Genomic DNA, 19,819 nt, shown 5'->3' with positions numbered 1-19,819 from the left:
GAATGGAGACTTTCCCCTTATGGCAACACCAGCAATAACCAAAACCGATGTGGTGATCATTGGCGCAGGCCCTGCGGGGCTTTTTGCAGCTTTTGAGTGTAGTATGCTGAAAATGTCTTGCCTGCTGGTGGATGCACAAGCCCATATAGGCGGGCAATGTTCTGCCCTTTATCCGGAAAAACCCATTTTCGATATCCCCGCCCATCCCTCTATTAGCGGTGAAGAACTGGTCAATGCCCTAGAAAAACAAATAGAGCCCTTCTCTATTCCCCGCCTACTGGGCCATAAAGTAGAAGCCCTGACCGAAAGTCATAAAACCTTTTATTTAACAACCCACAAAAATCACGTTATTGAAACCAAAGCCGTTATTATCGCAGCAGGGTCTGGGGCTTTCGGCCCAAACCGTCCCCCCTTAAAAGATATTGAAACATTTGAGCAAACTGGCAGTGTGCGCTATTTCATTCGTAACCGTAAGGATTTTACGGGTAAACACCTTGTCATTGCAGGGGGGGGAGATTCCGCACTCGATTGGGCCCTTACCTTAAAAGATGAAGCTGCCAGTATTGCCCTTATCCATAGAAGAGAGCGTTTCCGAGCCGCGCCAGAAAGTCTGGCCCAGCTCGAAAGGGCTGTTGAAGAAGGAAAAATTACCAAGGTTGTACCCTATCAACTTTCTGCCCTTACAGGCAAGAATGGACAGCTGGAAACGGTTGAAATTGTCGATCTGGATGGCAATAAAAAACAACTGGCTGCTGATTATCTGTTGGCTTTTTTTGGCCTTTCTGCTGATTTAGGACCTATCGCCAAATGGGGGTTGGAGTGTACAGCCACTCATATCCCTGTAACCCCAAGCTCGTGTGAAACCACCCACCCAGGCATATACGCCATTGGGGATGTTGCAACCTATCCGGGAAAAATAAAGCTGATCTTGCAAGGCTTTAGCGAGGCTGCTATGGCAGCACATGCCATTTATCCGCGTGTGTTCCCCAATACGGCCCTGCATTTTGAATATTCAACCAGTAAGGGAAACCCAGCGAAAAACACCATTAACGCCTAAAATCTTATCCTAAATAACTTTTGATACCCCTAGATTGGTGCTATAAAAGGTCACATCTTCCTTAAGACATCAACAGGTAGGGATTTTTTATGAACAGGCATGACCCGTCTTTGAAAAATTCCTCCTCTGCCGATTTGGCCTACGGGCTTCTTCAGATCAACCTGAATGCGATCCTTTCTAACTATCGACAATTATGCCAAAAAGCTCCTCATAGCATTACTTCTGCCGTTTTAAAGGCCAACGCCTATGGGTTAGGGGCAGAAAAAATTGCTCCCTTACTGGAACAACAAGGCCATTGCCGCCATTTTTTTGTGGCCCACCTGCAAGAGGGTATTTCCTTACGTAAGGTTCTTTCCCACGAAGCACAAATTTTTGTGCTCAATGGCCTTATCTCCGAAGCCGCCACTCAATTTATAACTCATAATATTACGCCGGTTTTAAACACTGTCCAGCAATATAAAAACTGGCAAACCCTGGCCCAAAAAAACGCCACACCCTTACCCGCTATTATCCAGCTTGATAGTGGTATGCATCGGCTGGGCCTTTCAGAAGAGGACGTTCTTCATCTTCAGACAGAAGAAAACTGGCTGAAATTCCTAGACGTGAAATTTGTTATCAGCCATCTTGCCTGTGCTGCCGATCCTCACAACCCCACAAATTCTGCCCAGCTTTTAAAATTTAAAAAACTAGCAGCTTTTTTTCCGAATGCTCCCCTAAGTCTTGCTGCTTCCAGTGGGATTTTTCTAGGGCCGGAATGGCAGTTGGATATGGTGCGCCCTGGCGCTGCCCTTTATGGAATAAACCCAACCCCTGCCCACCCTAACCCTATGGAAAATGTAATTACTGTTAGCGGAAAAATTATACAGATCCGCAAGGTTAACCCTTACTCCGCTATTGGGTATAATGGCACTCATATCACCTCTGGGCCTGCACGCATAGCTATAGTCAGCATTGGATATGCCGATGGTTTTTTTCGGATCCTGAGCAATAAAGGCTTTGCTGTTGCGCCTGCTTCCCCAGAAACAAAATTACCAATTATTGGCAATATCTCCATGGACTGCCTATGTGTCAACATTTCAGCCCTCCCCGAGCATCTCCTCACTGAAGGCAGCATGATTGAGCTTATTGGTGCAAATATTCCCCTTGATTGTGTAGGAGAAGCCGCTAAGACTATCGGGTATGAAATACTCACTGCTCTTGATGGGCGCCTTTATAAAAACTATTCGTATAGGGCCAGACATTTCTAACTTATTGAATCAACAGGAATATTTATTGTGAAAATTATTATTCTGGGTGCCGGTGTTATTGGGGTTACCTCTGCTTATTATTTGGCAAAATCCGGCCATGAGGTTATTGTGTTGGACAGAAGAGATGGCCCTGCCAAGGAAACATCTTTTGCGAATGCTGGTCAGGTTTCTCCTGGGTATTCCACGCCGTGGGCTTCACCTTCTCTTCCTGGTAAACTCTTCGAGTGGTTGAAAGACCCAAAGCATAGCCCCTTAAAGATTACCCCGCGTCTTGACCCTGCTATGTTCAAATGGCTTTTGCTGTTTGCTGCTAACTGTAACAGACACCATTTTGACGTTAACAAGGGCCGTATGCTCCGCGTCGCTCAATACAGCAAAACATGCCTTGATGAATTACGCCAGGAAACAGGCATTCAGTATGATAATAGCCAAAAAGGCCTTATCCAACTTTTCCGTACCTCCCAGCAACTTGATAACGCCTATAATGACATGCGTTTATTGTCGCTCTATCATATTGAGCATTCACTTCTCGATACAAAAAGCATTATTGAGCATGAACCTGGTCTAGCCAACGCCCAATCTCTTCTTAAAGGAGGGCTTTATATTCCTGGCGATGAATCGGGCAATGCCTATAAATTTACCAAAAAACTGGCCCAAATGGCTGAGGAGCTGGGCGTTGTTTTTCAGTACAACACCACCATAGAGGCTCTTGAGGCAACCTCGAATTCGATTCTGTCTATCAGAACCAGCTCTGGCCGTATGACAGCAGACTCTTATATTCTTGCTGCTGGCAGCTATTCTTCTCTTCTCCTAAAACCCCTTAAGCTAGACGTTCCCCTGTTTCCCATCAAGGGATATTCCCTGACTTTACCGCTCACGAACCCAGAAGCAGCCCCGGTTTCTACCGTCAACGACGAAACCTATAAAGTGGCCATCACACGCCTGGGCAATCATATCCGTATCGGGGGAACAGCAGAACTTGCAGGTTATGATTTAAGCCTACACCATAACAGGCGCCTTCCATTGGAAACCTCCTTTTCAGACTTATTTGGCCCCACAGACTTCTCCAAAGCCACCTTCTGGACAGGACTACGACCTGCTACACCTGATGGAACACCGATTATTGGCAATAGCGGGAAATTTAAAAACCTATGGCTCAACACTGGCCACGGTACCTTAGGCTGGACAATGGCTTGTGGTTCCGGGCGACTTATTACTGATATGGTCAACCAAAAGAAGACTGAAATTCCCTCCCAGGATCTTTCTTTGGAACGATATAAAAACGCCTGGATATAATTTTTATAAAACCAACGATAAAAAAGGCTGCCAAAATGGCAGCCTTTTTTAATCTGATTAATAAATTAACCAAGATTACTGTGCAGCAGCCTCGTCGCCATTGTCAGAGGAAGCAGCATGTTTTTTGCTGTGGTGCTTACCATGATGCTTGCCATGCTTTTTACCATGGTGCTTGCCCGTGTTCTCATGACCAGTATTGTCATGGCTCATGTTATCGTGGCCTGTAGGAGCTGCAGGAGGAGCAGCTTCTGGTGCTGCGGTAGAAGTAGAAGCAGGTGGTGGTGGAGGTGGTGGTGCTTCAGCATCTTGTGCAAAAGCAGGAGCAACAAAGCCCATCATTGAAACTGTAGAAAGAACAGCAAGTGTATTGCGCAGTGAAAATTTCATCTTTAATTCTCCCATCTGGGACCGTGATCAAAAAAACATTCCAGACTGTTCCCGTAAAACTTATAAGGAAGCCCGTCTTGATCAACATCCTTACCACATTGTTTTACGGTCGTCGCCTAATAAATTTTTAAAAAGCATAAATTTTCTTATACCCTTGCCAAAATTACAACTTATTCTTCATTTTTAAACATTACGAATCATGTCTAATAAGAACAAAAAGAGAAACTACGGTAAAAAATAAGAATTTATTAAGGCAACCACCAAAGTTTTTTCCTGATTATCACAAAAAAGTGATAGCCCTCTAAGTGTTACTTCCCTTTTTTTCCATCCTTTTGCGCTCATTGGGATCCAAATAACGCTTCCGGATACGAATCGCTGAAGGGGTAACCTCCACAAGTTCATCATCTTCAATATAAGCAATAGCCTGTTCTAGGCTCATTCTACGGGGGGGCGTTAAAAGCAAGGCCTCATCCTTACCAGCAGCACGGATATTGGTAAGCTTCTTTTCTTTTATGGGGTTAACCTCAAGGTCTGAATCCCGTGAGTGCTCACCAATAATCATACCCACATATACTTTATCTCCTGGGTTAACAAATAAGACCCCCCTATCCTGCAAAGAAAATAAAGAATACTGCACGGCCTCACCATTTTCAGATGAAATGAGAGAGCCGTTTCTGCGCCCTTCAATAGGCCCAGCCCATGGATGATAGCCAGAAAACAGACGGTTCATAATCCCGGTTCCACGGGTATCGGTTAAAAATTCATTATGATAACCAATAAGACCCCGTGAAGGGATAAGAAAGGTTAACCGCACCTTATCACCACCAGAAGGGCGCATATCTTGCATAACCCCTTTCCGAAGAGAAAGCTTTTCAACCACAACACCGGAATAGGGCTCGTCCACATCAATCAAGACTTCTTCGAAGGGCTCCTCCCTCTCTCCGGTTTCTTCATTCACCCGGGTCAGCACTTTGGGCCTGCCTATGGTCAACTCAAACCCTTCGCGGCGCATGGTCTCAATTAACACTCCCAATTGGAGTTCTCCGCGGCCCGCCACTTCAAAAGCTTCACTTTCTGGGCTGTCTGTCACACGGATAGCCACGTTGCCTTCCACTTCCTTCATCAACCGATCACGGATCTGACGGGATGTAACTTTTTTACCTTCCCTTCCGCCTAAGGGGCCATCATTGAGGCGAAAAGTCATAGAGAGGGTAGGGGGATCAATAGGAATTGCCGAAAGAGGTTGATCAACCTCCATCGCTGCTATTGTATCGGGAATGGTGGCATCCGAAAGACCTGCAACGGCAATAATATCGCCCGCCTGGGCTTCGTCCACAGGCACGCGATCAAGGCCACGAAACGAAAGCAGCTTGGTTAACCGCCCGGTTTCCACCGTAGACCCATCTGCCCGCAAAACCCTTACAGGCATGTTCATGGTGGCTTTCCCTTGCTCAATACGGCCCGTTAGCACACGCCCAAGGAAGTTATCATATTCAAGAATGGTTGCGATCATGGCAAAAGGTTTTGTTTTATCCAAACCTGGGGCAGGAACATGCTCTACAACCAGGGAAAACAGGTCAGAAAGATCCTTACGGGCACCTTCTAGGGTTTTATCTGCCCACCCTTGACGGCCAGAGGCATAAAGCATCGGGAAGTCCAGCTGCTCATCATTGGCACCTAAGGCCGCAAACAGGTCAAAAACCTCGTCATGGACTTCATCGGGGCGGGCATCGCTTCTGTCAACCTTGTTAATCACCACAATGGGTTTAAGGCCACGAGCTAAGGCTTTTCCCACAACAAATTTGGTTTGTGGCAAAGCACCTTCAGCAGCATCCACGAGCACAATGGCACCATCAACCATGCTAAGAATACGCTCCACTTCCCCGCCGAAATCAGCATGGCCTGGTGTATCGATAATATTGATCCGAATATCATTCCAGACAACAGAAGTACATTTGGCCAAAATCGTAATGCCGCGTTCACGTTCTAGATCGTTACTATCCATAGCCCGCTCGGCTACATGCTGGTTTTCGCGAAAGGCACCGGATTGTTTTAAAAGCTGGTCCACAAGTGTTGTTTTGCCATGATCAACATGGGCAATAATTGCAATATTGCGTATATCCATAACGTTTTGACTCAAACCTTCTTTACAAAAACAATCTAAAAAAACGGCCTTACGGGCCTTTCCCCTTTAACCGATAAGGGAGCGGGCATGTTGGTGGCCAAATACTCACTTAAACAGGGAAATATCTCTGCTGACTTGGATAAAGCCTATTTAGAAAAAATGCACGAAAAATTTTTACTCTTTTGGTTGTGGCAAAGCACCTGCAGCCCTTTATGCAAGCTTTTTAACAAAACCATAACATAGCAAGGTCCCTCTTTGGGAGAATATTAACCAAACAAAGCGTTATGCCATTTCAGAAAAAGACGAAGATAGGCGAGGGCCAAAATGAGAAATAACCTCTGATGCTGCCCGACTTCCCAAAAAACCACATTCCTTTAGGGGTCTCCCCTTGAGAAACCCACTCAAAAAACCTGCAGCGTAAGCATCACCTGCACCGGTGGTATCAACCACCTTAACCGGTAAGGGCTCTATCGCTGTTCTTTCCCCCTTGCACAAAATGAGGCTCCCTTTTTCTGAGCGAGTTAAAACGGCAAAATCTGTCTCCTGATTAACAGCGTTCGCAGCGTCTTCGAAATTTGAGGTCTCATAAAGGGAGCATATCTCATTTTCATTCGCAAAAAGAAGATCGATATGCCCAGATACCAAAGCTCGGAAATCTTGCCGGTGCCTTTCAACACAAAAGGAGTCAGAAAGAGAAAGGGCAACCTTACGACCTGCTTTATGAGCAATTTCTGCAGCCTTATAAAAGGCTTTTTTCGCAGGCTCTGTATCAAACAAATACCCTTCAAGATAAAGAATACGACTTTGGGCAATAAGGGCCTCATCAAGGTCGGGTTCACCAAATTTTGTACATATCCCTAAATAGGTATTCATAGTTCTCTGCCCATCGGCAGTAATCACAATCAGGCAGACGGCCGTGCTCTCTGTACTATTTTGAGAGTCTAGAAGGGTCGGGGGGCAATAAACGCCCGAAAGCCTCATATCTTCTGCATATTTTTTCCCAAGCTCATCATTTGCAACTTTTCCCAAAAAGGCTGCTTTAACCCCTAAACGAGCAGCAGCCACACAACTATTGGCCACAGACCCCCCACCAGTTTGCTCTATAGGATGAATTTTTGCATAAAGGCTTTTTGCTGTTGCTGCATCTATCAAGGTCATGCTACCGGGAACCATGCCATGCTCTTCTAGAAAGGAAGCCTCTATAGGGGCCTGAACATCGACTATGGCATTGCCAATTCCTACGAGGTCAAAGTTTGCGGTATGGTTTATGCTCTCCACGTGGGAATTCCTTTCTGTAGCAAAATGGTTCCCTTCCACAAGAAGGTAACTCTTTCCTTATTGGCATTATCAAAAATACAAAGGGTAAATAAAACTCTGAACCGAGCCTTCTCTTTCTTATAAATTTTCCTTATAAAATCTACTTTTAGGCCCATGGTGCGCTTATGGGTCTATCCAGGGCATATAAAACTAGCATATAAACTAAAAAAAATATATTTTCCACTTGCTGTCTTACTATGCCTGTGTAAGTTTTAAATAGAAGGTAATTTCTGTTTAATCCGGTGCCATTATTTAACTGTTCCTGAATACGCGAAGGGGGTAAAAATTGTTTAGAAAACGTAAAAATGAGTCTAATGAACTTCTCAACACACTTTCTACAGGAAATAGCACTCCCTCGCCCCTGTTCTCCTCTTCCGAAAGTTCTTCTTCTCCAGAAACGTCAACTAATAAGGATTTAAACTTAATGAACCGTCCTGCTTCTCCCTTTCCTAGCTCTTCTCCCTTGGCCACTCCTCCAACTGGTTCGGCACGAGGGGTTGGAAATACTCTCTCTAACCCCACCTTGGCAAGCCAATCACAACCTAATGCTGCAACCCGCAGAACCCTTACCGTTGGGTTGGGAATTAGTGTAAAGGGTAATATTGAAAATGCTGAACAGCTCGTTGTAGAAGGCGAGGTTGAGGCAGAAAATATTAAGGCCACAGAAATTTCCATTGCCAAGGGTGGCGTATTCAGAGGAAATATTGAAGTAGAAAACGCCGAGATTTATGGCAAAATGGACGGCACCCTTACTGCCAGTAAAAACCTTACCATCCATTCTACAGGGCAGATTGTTGGGCATGCCCGTTGTAAAAAATTACAGGTCGAAGAAGGTGGGCAGGTTAGCGGCCAGATGGAAATGATTACAGAAACTTCTGAAAAATCTTTTTCTTCTGAATCCAGCTCCTCTAAAAAAGAAACAACTCCAGCCCCTTCTATGGAACCTGTTGTCTCCTAAAGATAAGAGTTAGCCCTACTGACTTTATAAAAATTTTTACTATAAGCGAAAATCCCCCACCTTTTATGATGGGGATTTTTTTTATGAACTTCTTTCTCGTAATTTGACATAAGCAATCTGGGCATGCTCAAAACAGTAGGGTTTGCCGGGCAAAGCTTCCTTCCCACAAAACCGAAACCCCTTAGTTCCTGGGTCCCCAATGGGCCAACAACAGGTCGCAGCCCGCTTGGTGAGATTAATGACATCATCCTTTTGCTTTTTCTGCCTAGGTGCAGGGGGGCTCTTTTTAGGTTCAGCCTTAGCCTCCACAGAGGTTCGTGTTGGCTTTTTCTCCTCTTCTACTGCAACCGCATCACTAATCTTCGAAGGCTTTTCCTTTAAACCCACACTGGCTTCCGCCATGACCAGTTCCTCTTTTCTGGCATCTAGAGGTTTTGGCTCTGGAACCTGTTTCTTCTCAGGTTGAGAGGCCTGATGGCTTAGCTCTTCTTTTACTTGAATGGGAGAAGCCTCCCCTTTCCCCTCAATCAGCTGCTCCTTTTTCTCTTTCTCTACACCCTTTTCAACAGTTTTTGTAGAAGACCGCCGAATAGGTGAGGGGCGCGAAGGAAGTCCTAAACGATGGGCCTTCCCCACCACGGCATTTTTCGTAATGGAGAGCTGTCGCCCAATCTCCGCCGTGGACAGACCCTCATCCCATAAAGCCCGAAGACGGGCAATTGTCTCTTCTGTCCATTCCATTCAACGTACTCCCCCACTTCCAAAAAAGAATATCCCAATTGGACTATCCCCAAACGTTAACGTCGAAATAACATAGTCAAGACGACAAGTTATATCCATAAATGCTCAATCTCATAGATAAAAAACAAACTTCGACAAAATTTTATCGTATCCTAAAATTAGGTGAGCCACGCCAAAATTACAAACATCTCGGCGACCCTCATTTGATCTTTTATTCAAAATTCTGCTTTTACCACTTCAACATGTTTCTGATTGGCCGTTAATGCCAGCTTCCCTTGGCACAAGGCTAGAGCCTCCTCCCCAAATACAGTTTTTCTCCAGCCTTGTAACACGGGTGTATTGGCTTTTTCACCATAATTGACGAGCTGTTCAAGATCTTCTGTTGTTGCAACCAACCTCGGTGCTACCCTAAACTCTTCACAACGATGAGCAAGCAAAACTTTTAACAGAGAAAAAAGATTAACCATCGATTTAGGCTGGTCTTTCCGTTCGGGTAGCTTAACCTGAAGCTCCGAAGGCAGGGAAATAGCCGTAGCAATCACCTCTATTATCGCTTTTCCCGTGGAACCAAAAGCCAAATCCTTGGGAATTCCGCGTATTTTTTCAAGCTTCTCTACGGTTTGAGGCTGCATTTGAGCAACTTCCACCAAGCTATCATCTTTTATAACCTTCTGGCGGGGAACATCTTGCCTCTGGGCTTCCTGCTCTCTCCACCCAGCAAGGGCTTGTAAAACAGTAAGGACTTTACGATCACGCGTTTTTATCCGAATTTTTTCCCACATTTTAGCGGGGTCAGCCAAAAATTTCTCTGGGCGGGAAAGCTGCTCCATTTCGGTCTGTATCCAATCTATACGACGTTCTTTGATCAGAATTTCCTTTAATTTCTTATAAACAAGCCGTAGATACGTCACATCAGCTGCCGCATACCCAATTTGCTCCAAAGAAAGGGGGCGCACTGCCCAGTCACTAAATCTGTATTTTTTACTGATACTGACACCCAACAGAGACATAACAAGATTATCGTAGCCAATCTGTTCTCCAAAACCCGCCACCATTGCCGCTATTTGCGTATCAAACAAGGTTGCTGGCAGAAAGCCAAAAAGCTTGTAAAATATCTCTAAATCCTGACCTGCTGCATGAAAAACTTTGGTGATTTCAGGATTTTTTAAAAAATCTTTCATAAGAGAAAGATCCAACTGGATCGAAAGGGCATCTATTAAAATAACATCATGCTCTCCGGCTAGCTGGAGAAGACATAATTGTGGCCAATAATGATGTTCTCTTATAAATTCCGTATCAATAGTAACAAATTCTTCCTGGTTGAGTTTTAATAAAACCTCCCTTAACTCCGCGGAGGTTGTGATCAACTTAGGTGCAGGAAAATCATGATTTGAAATTTTTGGACTCATACTCTTTTGTCTAACATATTTGCTAAGCTTTATTCTTTTTGTATAAAGCATGGTTCATGCTAAAAAGCATTTTGGTAATTTTTCCACAAGATATTCTATGAGAACCATTTAACAGAATCCCTTATGAAAACAAAATCCTCCCACCCCTCTCTGACCCAACTTGGCCAACCTACACAACTTCCAGCATCTCCCGAGCAGGCCACCTTAGAACGTGTAGAAGCTCCTCATCAGGGGAAAAAATACCTTATTCGCTTTACAGCGCCAGAATTTACCTCTCTCTGCCCCATTACTGGGCAGCCAGATTTTGCGCATATTGTTATTGATTACATTCCTCAAAAATGGATTGTAGAAAGCAAATCCTTAAAGCTCTACCTGCATAGCTTTAGAAACCACGGGGCTTTTCATGAGGCCTGTACCCTTGATATTGCCGCCGCTCTTATAAAACATCTTGAACCCTTCTGGTTACGAATAGGAGGGTATTGGTACCCCCGTGGCGGTATACCAATAGATATCTTCTGGCAAACAGCACCCCCACCAGATAAGGTTTGGATTCCCAATCAAAATGTTCCCCCTTATCGGGGCAGGGGGTAGAACAGCCCCCTCTCTCTTCTCTCGCTTATTTTACGAGTAGGGGAGTTTTCTTGTCGTAGCGTCCTTCTGGGCAGAAGCAATCTGCATTTCTTCAAATAAAGATGCTAGAATCTTATAATCGTTCTTATCAACAGTATTATGGTAAGCTTCTTCAGCAGCCTGTAATCTCTTTTCAGCAGCGGCTACATCAATGGCTTTCACATTTACGGCAGAATCAGTTAAAATTGTACAAGCATCCTGTGTGATCTCAGCAAAGCCTTTTTCAACAAAATAGCTCTCTACAATTTTTTCCTTCTCATAAACATCAACCACTCCACCACGCAAGGCCAGCAAAACAGGGCTATGGCCAGGCATGGCAGCTATATCACCCTCACTCCCAGGGATCACCACCATATCTGCATTACGAGCCAATATTTTTTTTAAAGGGCTGACAATTTCAACCTTTATGGCCATAGCCTAACCTCCTACATCAAGACATGATAGTCGTTATACATTCTCTTTCATTCTTTCTGCCTTGGCTACAGCTTCTTCAATAGAACCCACCATATAAAAGGCGCTTTCAGGCAAATGGTCATATTCACCCGCCACAATCGCCTTAAATGATCGTACTGTATCTTCAACAGAAACAAGGCGGCCAGGAATACCTGTAAAGACTTCTCCCACATGGAAGGGTTGAGAAAGGAAACGCTGAATACGCCGGGCACGGGCTACAACAAGCTTATCATCTTCTGAAAGCTCATCCATTCCCAAAATGGCAATAATATCCTGCAGGGATTTATAAGTCTGAAGGATACGCTGCACATCACGGGCAACCTGATAATGTTCTTCCCCTACAATTTTAGGATCAAGAGAACGCGAGGTCGAATCCAGCGGATCTACAGCGGGGTAAATTCCTAACTCAGCAATAGAACGGTTGAGAACAGTTGTCGCATCCAAATGGGCAAAAGTTGTCGCTGGCGCAGGATCTGTTAAATCGTCAGCAGGAACATAGACTGCCTGCACAGAGGTAATAGACCCTTTTTTAGTGGAGGTAATGCGCTCCTGAAGAGCGCCCATTTCTGTGGCCAGGGTAGGTTGATACCCCACCGCAGAAGGAATGCGCCCCAACAACGCCGAGACTTCTGCTCCTGCCTGAGTAAAACGGAAAATGTTATCCACAAAGAAAAGAACGTCCTGGCCACCTTCATCTCGAAAATATTCGGCCACTGACAGGCCAGAAAGAGCCACACGCGCACGAGCACCCGGGGGTTCATTCATCTGCCCATACACGAGGGCCACTTTAGAGCCTTCGGTGTCATTTTCATTTACCTTGATAACACCCGCATCGATCATTTCGTGGTAGAGGTCATTTCCTTCACGAGTTCGTTCCCCTACACCCGCAAAAACAGAAACACCCCCGTGCCCCTTGGCGATGTTATTGATAAGTTCCTGAATAAGAACGGTTTTTCCTACACCGGCCCCACCGAAGAGGCCAATCTTTCCCCCCTTCAAATAAGGGCAGAGCAGATCAACCACCTTAATACCAGTAACGAGAATTTCTGCATTTGCTGCTTGTTCATCAAAAGCTGGTGCCTGGCGATGAATTGAATAGCGCTTATCAGCAGGAACAGGGCCCCGCTCATCAATAGGATCCCCTACCACATTCATAATGCGACCAAGGGTGCCCGCCCCGACAGGTACAGTAATAGGGGCTCCCGTGTCTGTCACTTCAGTTCCACGGGTTAAACCATCTGTGGAATCCATGGCAATACAGCGAACCTCACGGTCACCTATTTCCTGGGCAACTTCCATAATTAACTTGCGGCCATCAATCTCGCAGGTTAAGGCGTTAAGAATGAAGGGAAGGTCCCCACTAAACTGAACATCCACGACAGCCCCTTTAATCTGGGTGACGCGACCGACTGAATTGCTTTTCTGTGTATCTGCCATGATAATACAGCTCCTGTCAGGCGAAAACGGCTCAGACGGTATTAGCGCCCGAGATAATCTCTATAAGTTGGTTAGTAATATTAGCTTGTCGTGTAGTATTATACTGCAACGAGAGGCGATCGATAGATTTGCCAGCATTCCGTGTTGCGCCATCCATAGCAGACATGCGAGCCCCTTGTTCACCTGCTGCAGATTCCAGCAATGCTGCAAAAATCTGAATTTGCAGGTTTTTCGGCAAAAGCTGATCAAGAATGGTCTGCTCATCAGGTTCAAATTCGTATTGAGCCTCTTCCACTTTCTGGCTTGCTGCCTCTTCAACCTTATCCGCATGAGAAAGAGGAATAAGCTGCAATTCTGTAGGGATTTGTGTCATAACGTTTTTAAAGCGATTATAGACCACTGTACAAATATCAAACACCCCTTCCTTATAAAGGGTCTCTATCCGGGTAGCCAAAGACTGTGCATAGTCAAACGCAACATCCTTACCCCCTGTTCCATCCCGGCTTTCAATAATAATGTCAGAAAATTCTCTTTTAAGAAAATCTGTCCCTTTCTTTCCCACAGGAAATAATTTTACAGTTTTTCCCTCGGCCTGAAGCGCCTTAACCATTTGCCGCGTTTTCCGGTTGATATTGGCGTTAAAGCCGCCAGCAAGCCCTCTATCGCTTGTAATGGGAAGCAGAAGGTGAATCGCCTCCCTCCCTGTGCCAGAAATAAGCGGAGAAAGATTTGCCTGCTGAGAAACGGCCTGTCCAACGCGCCTAAGCATGTTTTCCAAAGCTTCAGCATAGGGCCGCGCTTCTTCTGCCCTTGCCTGGGCTCGTCGCAATTTGGCTGCCGCAACAACCTTCATGGCACTGGTAATTTTTCTCGTCGATTTTACGCTGGCAATACGCCGCTGTAACTCTTTTAAAGAGGCCATTGATCTTGCCCCTACTTACCAGTAAATTTTGCAGAAAAATCTTTAACAAAAGTGGTTAATTTTTCTTCCGTCTCTTTCGTCAGCTCCTGTTTGCTTCTAATATCTTCAAGAATATTAGACCCTAATGTTCTAATCTCCTGCAGATATTGTTTTTCAAAAGAAACAACTTTTTCAACTTCGACTTTATCCAAATACCCATGAACACCAGCATATAGAACCACAACCTGTTCTTCAAAAGGAAGTGGAGAATTTTCTGGCTGCTTCAACAATTCTGTCAATCGTGCACCCCGAGCAAGAAGCTGTTGGGTCGAAGCATCCAAATCTGAAGCAAACTGGGCAAAAGACGCCATTTCCCGATATTGGGCCAAATCAAGCTTAATCCGGCCTGCCACTTGCTTCATAGCTTTTGTTTGAGCTGAAGATCCAACACGAGAAACGGAAAGCCCTACATTAACCGCAGGGCGAATCCCGCGATAGAACAGATCACTTTCCAAAAAGACCTGCCCATCAGTAATAGAAATAACGTTTGTTGGAATATAAGCTGAAACATCGCCTGCCTGAGTCTCGATAATGGGCAAAGCTGTCAAAGACCCTGCTCCATGCTCATCCGACATTTTGGCAGCTCTCTCCAAGAGGCGAGAATGCAGGAAGAAAACATCCCCTGGATAAGCTTCACGAGCAGGAGGACGCCGCAAAAGCAAAGACATCTGACGATAAGCTACAGCCTGCTTAGAGAGATCATCATACCCGATGAGAGCATGCATGCCGTTATCACGGAAATATTCTCCCATACTACAAGCACTATAAGGAGCAAGATACTGCATGGGTGCGGCATCAGAAGCGGTAGCGGCCACCACAATACTATATTCCATAGCCCCCATTTCCTCAAGGCGACGAACCACCTGTGCTACAGTTGAGCGCTTTTGTCCAACGGCCACATAAATACAATAAAGGGATTTTTTAGGGTCATTTAAAGCATTGACAGGCTTTTGGGCAATCATGGTATCAATAATGATGGTGGATTTTCCAGTCTGACGATCACCAATGATCAGCTCTCTTTGTCCACGACCAATGGGAACCAGGGCATCAATGGCCTTATAGCCCGTCAACATGGATTCCTTAACAGACTGCCGAGGCATAATACCAGGGGCTTTAACATCTGCCCGGCGCATCTCGACATCCTTAAGGGGGCCTTTGCCATCTATGGGGTTTCCAAGGGCATCAACGACACGCCCCAACAGGCCTTTACCCACAGGCACTTCAACCACTTCGCCTGTACGAGTTACAGTATCACCTTCACGAATTTTGGAATCATCACCAAAAATAACCACACCGACATTATCGGCTTCAAGATTAAGAGCCATACCACGGAGGTTGGCATTGGGGAAATTCACCATCTCCCCCGCCATAACATTCTGAAGCCCATACACAAGTGCAATACCATCACCAACAGAAAGGACAACACCTGTTTCTGTAACATCGGCCTGAGTATCAAAAGAAGCAATCTGTTGCTTGAGGATATCCGAAATCTCTGCGGGACGGATTTCCATCACGCTGCTCCTTTCATTTTTTCATGCAATTGTGAAATGCGTGTTTTAAGACTTGCATCATATAAACGAGAACCAATACGTAAGACAAGACCACCCAGTAAGGATTTTTCTACCTTTTCCTGAATGCTGACGCGGGAATAGCCCGCCTCGACCAAACGAGCCTGAATCTGAGCTTTTTGAACATCGCTTAAAGGTGTTGCACTGATCACCTCAGCAATCGCCACACCTCGCCTTAAAGCCACAAGCGATAAAAAGACCTGAAGGAACTCTTCCGTCAGAGGAAGCCTACGATTTTGGATAATGACGCCCATAAAATTTTTGATGATGATTCCAAAACCCTGATGCGCTAAAATAGCCATAATGGCCTTTTGACTTTCAGAATCCTGAATTGTCCTGTTATTTAACAGGTTTCTTAAATCGCTACTTTGCTCAATGATTTGATACAGAGCCTGGGCTTCCTCTATAACTTCATCAAGCTTTCCATGCTCGGTAGCAACATCATAAAGGGCTGTAGCATAACGGCCAAAAAGGCTACCAGCCACAAAACCACTGGGAGCTACCGCTATTTCGTTAGAAACCACGTCGCTTACTCTTTCACTATATCAATGCAAAACAATACTACCAGCCATTGGTAGCGAGCTCTAGAATTACTGGCAACCTAACATTAATACATTAATTACGCAACCGGCGCTTGTACGTTCTTTTATGGGTAAAGATTTTTAAGACTATAAGGAGATTGTTTTTTACATTTGAGATATAAAAATCTGACCCCCTTGGTCAGTTTCATCACCTTGCACTTAAACCCATTTTATTTTGTTTAATAAGCCAACAAAGGGTGTGGTGACGCTTAAAAGCGTTATGGAGCGGGCGAAGGGAATCGAACCCTCCTCGGTAGCTTGGAAGGCTACAGCATTACCACTATGCTACGCCCGCATGATTAAAGCTTTATTGCATATAATAAAAAAAAGCCCCTTTAGGCAAGAGCCAAAGCAAAAAATATTTTGTCCCTTCCTCCTTTTTTAATCACTGAATTGACTGTTTATGAAGAATTTGGGCATTACCCCTATTCACTACGCTTTCATATCATGGTATGTATCCACTGCTCGAATCGAGTTATAGACGTTTAGCAATTGCTGACGTATAATTTGTCTTAGGGGTGTAGCTCAATTGGCTAGAGTGCCGGTCTCCAAAACCGGAGGTTGTGGGTTCGAGACCCTCCACCCCTGCCAGGTCTTGATATCTGATAAAGACACCGTTAATACTGTTCAGACTATCAAGAATGTTTTTAATTTTCTGCTAAATTTGAGTGCATGGGTGTTTGAAGATTAGTAGAAGACAGTTTGAGAAAAAGGTTTTTTCGTGCAGGTCCACCCCGCGAAATTTCTAAGAGATGTGCGCGCTGAAGCAAAAAAGGTCACATGGCCTTCTCGCCACAATACTCTGGTAACGACAGGTGCCGTTGTTGTTATGGCAACGGTCACTTCTGTTTTTTTCTTCCTTGTCGACCAAATTATTGGTCTTGGTATACGTCAATTATTTGGTCTTGGAGGTTAAGAAAACATCATGGCAAAGCATTGGTATGTTGTTCATGTTTATTCCGGCTTTGAGAAAAAAATTTCACAACATATAAAAGAGCAGGCAGAACAAAAAGGGTTGGCTGACCTTATTGATGATATTCTTGTACCGTCTGAAGAAATTATTGAAGTCAGACGAGGCCAGAAAATTAATACGGAACGGAAATTTTTCCCTGGCTATGTTCTTATTAAAATGGAACTCACGGACGATACGTGGCATCTGGTTAAAAACACCCCTAAAATAACAGGGTTTTTAGGAAGTAAAACACGCCCTTCTCCTATTACTGAGAAAGAGGCTGAGCAAATCTTAAAACAAACCCAGGAAGGGGCTAAAAATCCAAGGCCTTCCATGCAATTTGAAATTGGTGAACAAATTAAAGTTGCAGACGGGCCCTTTACCTCCTTTAATGGTGTGGTTGAAGAAATTGATGAAGAAAAAGGACGCTTAAAGGTTAGCGTTTCTATTTTCGGTCGGTCTACGCCTGTAGATTTGGAATATAATCAAGTTGAAAAGCTCTAAAATATCTTTTATGGAATTTTAGAAACACGATTAAAAAACCGTAGCCTTTTTCTTCCATAATCCAAAAAAGGCTCTCTTCATTTTTGTGCCGACATAGCTCAGGGGTAGAGCAACTGATTCGTAATCAGTAGGCCCTCGGTTCAAATCCGAGTGTCGGCACCATAAATCCTTATATTTCAATGATTTATGATATAGTTTAGTGTAATTTGGTGCAATCACAATTACGTTACCGATTCATTTTAATAAATCTGTCTGCTTCTTCCCTTAAAAGAATAGATAAAAAACCTGACTGTTGTGGTCTGTGGAGTTGTGAAGGCTGTGGGGTTTTACTGTGTAAAAATCCATAAATCCACCAAATCCATAGAGGCTTTGTTGTGGGGTTCTCTTTTGAGAAGTCCACAATCACTCTTTATCTCTTAAATGGGGGAAGCCGTTACTATCTAAAAAAGGTAAAGTGGTGCGGGCGCAACGTAATGAGCCACGGTTTGCCTTTTTTACCGAAGGCTTGGGTATTGACGGTGTGGAGGTGCAACCCCTTACCTGAAAGGCCAATTTGAAGGAATTGGGTGGGCAATAATACTTCCATCCCTGCATTGCAGGGGTGGACTGTTTCTTTCATTTTAGAAAATGAAAATAATGGTTTCATACGAAAAATATAACACTCTAGTAGTTTATTAATGGCTACTAGAGTATTACTTTTTTATTTAAGCAAATAATCAAAAGCCTTTTGAGCTGTAGATGCAGCTTTCCAAAGAATATTTGGCTCTTCTTTTAAAATCTCTATCCAAGAAGCCAAATAAACCGTATTAATTTCTATGTTACTTGATATTCCAAAAAGACTACACAGAAAGGTAGCTCCTAACTCTGCAACAAGTTCTTCAAAACCATACTCTAAAGGTAAAGTGGTGCGGGCGCAACGCAGTGAGCCACGGTTTGCCTTTTTTACCGCAGGCTTGGGTATTGATGGTGTGGGGATGCAATCCCCTACTTACTTTCTTGAGAAAAGCCATTTCTAATGGCCTTAGCTATAATTTAATTATATAAATAGCTATCCAGTAGCACTCTGATAGCTACCAATTTTAATAGGGATTATAGAACATTTAATTATCTGTATATGTTCTACTATGTCCTACAGCAATACAGACCAAAATCAGTAAATCTTCCTTGATTTCACAAATAAGCCTATAATCACCAATACGATAACGCCAATAACCTTTTAATGACCCAATAAGGGCTTTTCCCTTTATTTTTGGATCGTCTTATTATCCAAAAATTTTTTGATCCAGGCCAATATCAAACGTGCCTGCTCTTTGTCGATTGATTTTAAATCCTTATAAAACACTTCTTCATAAACAACCTTAAACATCAAATTCCTTGTATAAGCTCTCTATATCAAAATGAGGCTCATTGTCTTTACGTCTCTTATCTGCCATTTCAGCAAGAGTATAGTCGAACTCACTTTCCACCATTTCGTTAACAGCAGACAAAACAAGGGTTGATAGAGAAATATTCTTTAATTTTGCTGTTTTTTGAAGTTCAGATTTTATATGATCGTCAATTCTTAAGGACACGCCATAGGTAAAAATCCATTAAATAAAATTATATATATAATTTATAAATTAAAATATTTTATCATTTTATACAACATGTTTATTTAATTTGTTTAAACATCTATAGACGCTAACTCTTAATATTCCTATGTTATCTACAAATATGGCTGATGCTATTACTTTTTTTTCCTAATAATGTCTTGTATTTTTTCTATTGCAACTGGTTTCTTACCTTTATATTTTCCATATTTTTTGCTCGTGCAATACCTTCTTTATGCTCTATTGATGTAAGCTTTATACATCTTCCCTCCCATTCAGAAAAAAAAATCAGGAATTTTGGCATTTTAATCCGCAAGACCATCTGAAAATATATTAGCTTTCCAGTAGGTATGGGGATCAGCACAACACATACCTTAACTAAATTTATCAATTTCTTCACCCAACACTTGGAAAAATCTCTTTTTTTCTGCTTTTATGTATTAAATCGTAATTAAAATTAGTGCTTTATCTCCTTTGCATATAATTTAGTTACGTTGCTAATTTTATTATTTTTTTAAAGAAATTTAGACCACCATAAAACTTATCTTGTAGAAAGTATTGAAATTTATCTTTTTATAATAGAGTTTATTTTATTATCATAGAAATA

The 19,819-nt window shown here is 43.5% G+C and carries 20 protein-coding genes and 3 tRNA genes; 9 read left to right on the top strand and 14 right to left on the bottom strand.

The features are described 5' to 3' along the window. Positions 1-19: 19 nt before the first annotated feature. The 3 genes from JGUZn3_RS02960 (at position 20) to JGUZn3_RS02950 (ending at position 3,600) form a co-directional block, all read left to right on the top strand. Positions 20-1,057 carry an NAD(P)/FAD-dependent oxidoreductase gene (locus tag JGUZn3_RS02960; protein ID WP_203414771.1) on the top strand — a complete coding sequence of 346 codons (1,038 nt, stop codon included), beginning with the start codon at positions 20-22 and terminating at the stop codon, positions 1,055-1,057. Positions 1,058-1,146: 89 nt separating this feature from the next. After that, on the top strand, positions 1,147-2,304 hold the full coding sequence (alr, locus tag JGUZn3_RS02955; RefSeq protein WP_203414248.1) for an alanine racemase: 1,158 nt from the start codon (positions 1,147-1,149) through the stop codon (positions 2,302-2,304). A gap of 27 nt (positions 2,305-2,331) precedes the next feature. Then, positions 2,332-3,600, top strand: a complete 1,269-nt coding sequence (locus JGUZn3_RS02950) for a D-amino acid dehydrogenase (protein ID WP_203414247.1) — start codon at positions 2,332-2,334, stop codon at positions 3,598-3,600. A 75-nt stretch (positions 3,601-3,675) separates the two neighbouring features. Here the strand turns inward: JGUZn3_RS02950 and JGUZn3_RS02945 are convergent, their stop codons facing one another. From JGUZn3_RS02945 to JGUZn3_RS02935, 3 genes are all read right to left on the bottom strand, one after another. Continuing rightward, positions 3,676-3,987 carry a hypothetical protein gene (locus JGUZn3_RS02945; protein WP_203414246.1) on the bottom strand — a complete coding sequence of 104 codons (312 nt, stop codon included), beginning with the start codon at positions 3,985-3,987 and terminating at the stop codon, positions 3,676-3,678. Between the two features lie 301 nt (positions 3,988-4,288). Further along, complete coding sequence (gene typA, locus JGUZn3_RS02940) at positions 4,289-6,112, bottom strand: translational GTPase TypA (RefSeq protein ID WP_203414770.1); 1,824 nt, start codon at positions 6,110-6,112, stop codon at positions 4,289-4,291. 282 nt (positions 6,113-6,394) lie between these two features. Next, positions 6,395-7,390 (bottom strand): adenosine kinase, encoded by a 996-nt coding sequence (locus JGUZn3_RS02935; protein WP_238996877.1) that lies wholly within the window; start codon positions 7,388-7,390, stop codon positions 6,395-6,397. A 325-nt stretch (positions 7,391-7,715) separates the two neighbouring features. On the opposite strand from JGUZn3_RS02935, the gene JGUZn3_RS02930 reads away from it, so the two are divergent. After that, on the top strand, positions 7,716-8,387 hold the full coding sequence (locus tag JGUZn3_RS02930; RefSeq protein WP_238996876.1) for a bactofilin family protein: 672 nt from the start codon (positions 7,716-7,718) through the stop codon (positions 8,385-8,387). Between the two features lie 81 nt (positions 8,388-8,468). Here JGUZn3_RS02930 and JGUZn3_RS02925 read toward each other — a convergent pair whose 3' ends face one another. Both JGUZn3_RS02925 and rnd read right to left on the bottom strand, forming a co-directional pair. Beyond that, the gene (locus JGUZn3_RS02925; protein WP_203414245.1) at positions 8,469-9,128 is read right to left on the bottom strand and encodes a GcrA family cell cycle regulator; all 660 of its coding nucleotides are present in this window, start codon (positions 9,126-9,128) and stop codon (positions 8,469-8,471) included. 215 nt (positions 9,129-9,343) lie between these two features. Further along, positions 9,344-10,537: a ribonuclease D gene (rnd, locus tag JGUZn3_RS02920; RefSeq protein ID WP_203414244.1), complete on the bottom strand. Its 1,194-nt coding sequence runs from the start codon at positions 10,535-10,537 to the stop codon at positions 9,344-9,346. Between the two features lie 123 nt (positions 10,538-10,660). Here rnd and queF point away from each other — a divergent pair, with 123 nt between their 5' ends. Then, positions 10,661-11,128, top strand: coding sequence for a preQ(1) synthase (gene queF / locus JGUZn3_RS02915; protein WP_203414243.1), 468 nt, complete (start codon positions 10,661-10,663; stop codon positions 11,126-11,128). A gap of 30 nt (positions 11,129-11,158) precedes the next feature. On the opposite strand, the gene atpC is transcribed toward queF, so the two are convergent. From atpC to JGUZn3_RS02885, 6 genes are all read right to left on the bottom strand, one after another. Further along, entirely contained in the window at positions 11,159-11,581 is a 423-nt protein-coding gene (gene atpC, locus JGUZn3_RS02910) for an ATP synthase F1 subunit epsilon (protein ID WP_203414242.1), read from the bottom strand. 33 nt (positions 11,582-11,614) lie between these two features. Further along, on the bottom strand, positions 11,615-13,057 hold the full coding sequence (gene atpD / locus JGUZn3_RS02905) for a F0F1 ATP synthase subunit beta (protein ID WP_203414241.1): 1,443 nt from the start codon (positions 13,055-13,057) through the stop codon (positions 11,615-11,617). A 31-nt stretch (positions 13,058-13,088) separates the two neighbouring features. Then, the gene (locus tag JGUZn3_RS02900; RefSeq protein WP_203414240.1) at positions 13,089-13,979 is read right to left on the bottom strand and encodes a F0F1 ATP synthase subunit gamma; all 891 of its coding nucleotides are present in this window, start codon (positions 13,977-13,979) and stop codon (positions 13,089-13,091) included. Positions 13,980-13,990: 11 nt separating this feature from the next. Further along, positions 13,991-15,529, bottom strand: a complete 1,539-nt coding sequence (atpA, locus tag JGUZn3_RS02895) for a F0F1 ATP synthase subunit alpha (RefSeq protein ID WP_203414239.1) — start codon at positions 15,527-15,529, stop codon at positions 13,991-13,993. Next, positions 15,529-16,110: an ATP synthase F1 subunit delta gene (atpH, locus tag JGUZn3_RS02890; protein ID WP_203414238.1), complete on the bottom strand. Its 582-nt coding sequence runs from the start codon at positions 16,108-16,110 to the stop codon at positions 15,529-15,531. Before atpH ends, atpA begins: the two co-directional genes overlap by 1 nt. Before the next feature lie 278 nt (positions 16,111-16,388). Beyond that, positions 16,389-16,462, bottom strand: a tRNA-Gly gene (locus JGUZn3_RS02885). Positions 16,463-16,681: 219 nt separating this feature from the next. Here JGUZn3_RS02885 and JGUZn3_RS02880 point away from each other — a divergent pair. From JGUZn3_RS02880 to JGUZn3_RS02865, 4 genes are all read left to right on the top strand, one after another. After that, positions 16,682-16,758 (top strand) — tRNA-Trp (locus JGUZn3_RS02880). A gap of 130 nt (positions 16,759-16,888) precedes the next feature. Then, on the top strand, positions 16,889-17,083 hold the full coding sequence (gene secE / locus JGUZn3_RS02875; RefSeq protein ID WP_203414237.1) for a preprotein translocase subunit SecE: 195 nt from the start codon (positions 16,889-16,891) through the stop codon (positions 17,081-17,083). A 9-nt stretch (positions 17,084-17,092) separates the two neighbouring features. Next, positions 17,093-17,623 carry a transcription termination/antitermination protein NusG gene (nusG, locus tag JGUZn3_RS02870; protein WP_203414236.1) on the top strand — a complete coding sequence of 177 codons (531 nt, stop codon included), beginning with the start codon at positions 17,093-17,095 and terminating at the stop codon, positions 17,621-17,623. An 87-nt stretch (positions 17,624-17,710) separates the two neighbouring features. Further along, positions 17,711-17,785: transfer RNA gene (locus tag JGUZn3_RS02865), tRNA-Thr, on the top strand. Positions 17,786-18,323: 538 nt separating this feature from the next. On the opposite strand, the gene JGUZn3_RS12795 is transcribed toward JGUZn3_RS02865, so the two are convergent. The 3 genes from JGUZn3_RS12795 to JGUZn3_RS02850 all read right to left on the bottom strand — a co-directional run bounded on the left by JGUZn3_RS12795 (position 18,324) and on the right by JGUZn3_RS02850 (position 19,194). Further along, positions 18,324-18,545, bottom strand: a complete 222-nt coding sequence (locus JGUZn3_RS12795; RefSeq protein WP_408871763.1) for a zincin-like metallopeptidase domain-containing protein — start codon at positions 18,543-18,545, stop codon at positions 18,324-18,326. 178 nt (positions 18,546-18,723) lie between these two features. After that, positions 18,724-18,870: a type II toxin-antitoxin system RelE family toxin gene (locus JGUZn3_RS12790; protein WP_203414766.1), complete on the bottom strand. Its 147-nt coding sequence runs from the start codon at positions 18,868-18,870 to the stop codon at positions 18,724-18,726. A gap of 111 nt (positions 18,871-18,981) precedes the next feature. Beyond that, positions 18,982-19,194, bottom strand: a complete 213-nt coding sequence (locus JGUZn3_RS02850; RefSeq protein WP_203414235.1) for a DUF6290 family protein — start codon at positions 19,192-19,194, stop codon at positions 18,982-18,984. Positions 19,195-19,819 lie beyond the last annotated feature (625 nt).

It is taken from the genome of Entomobacter blattae (genome assembly GCF_014672835.1).
Classification (GTDB): Bacteria; Pseudomonadota; Alphaproteobacteria; order Acetobacterales; family Acetobacteraceae; genus Entomobacter; species Entomobacter blattae.
Note: the sequence above shows the minus strand (reverse complement) of the source record. Positions and strands in the feature narration are given on the sequence as shown.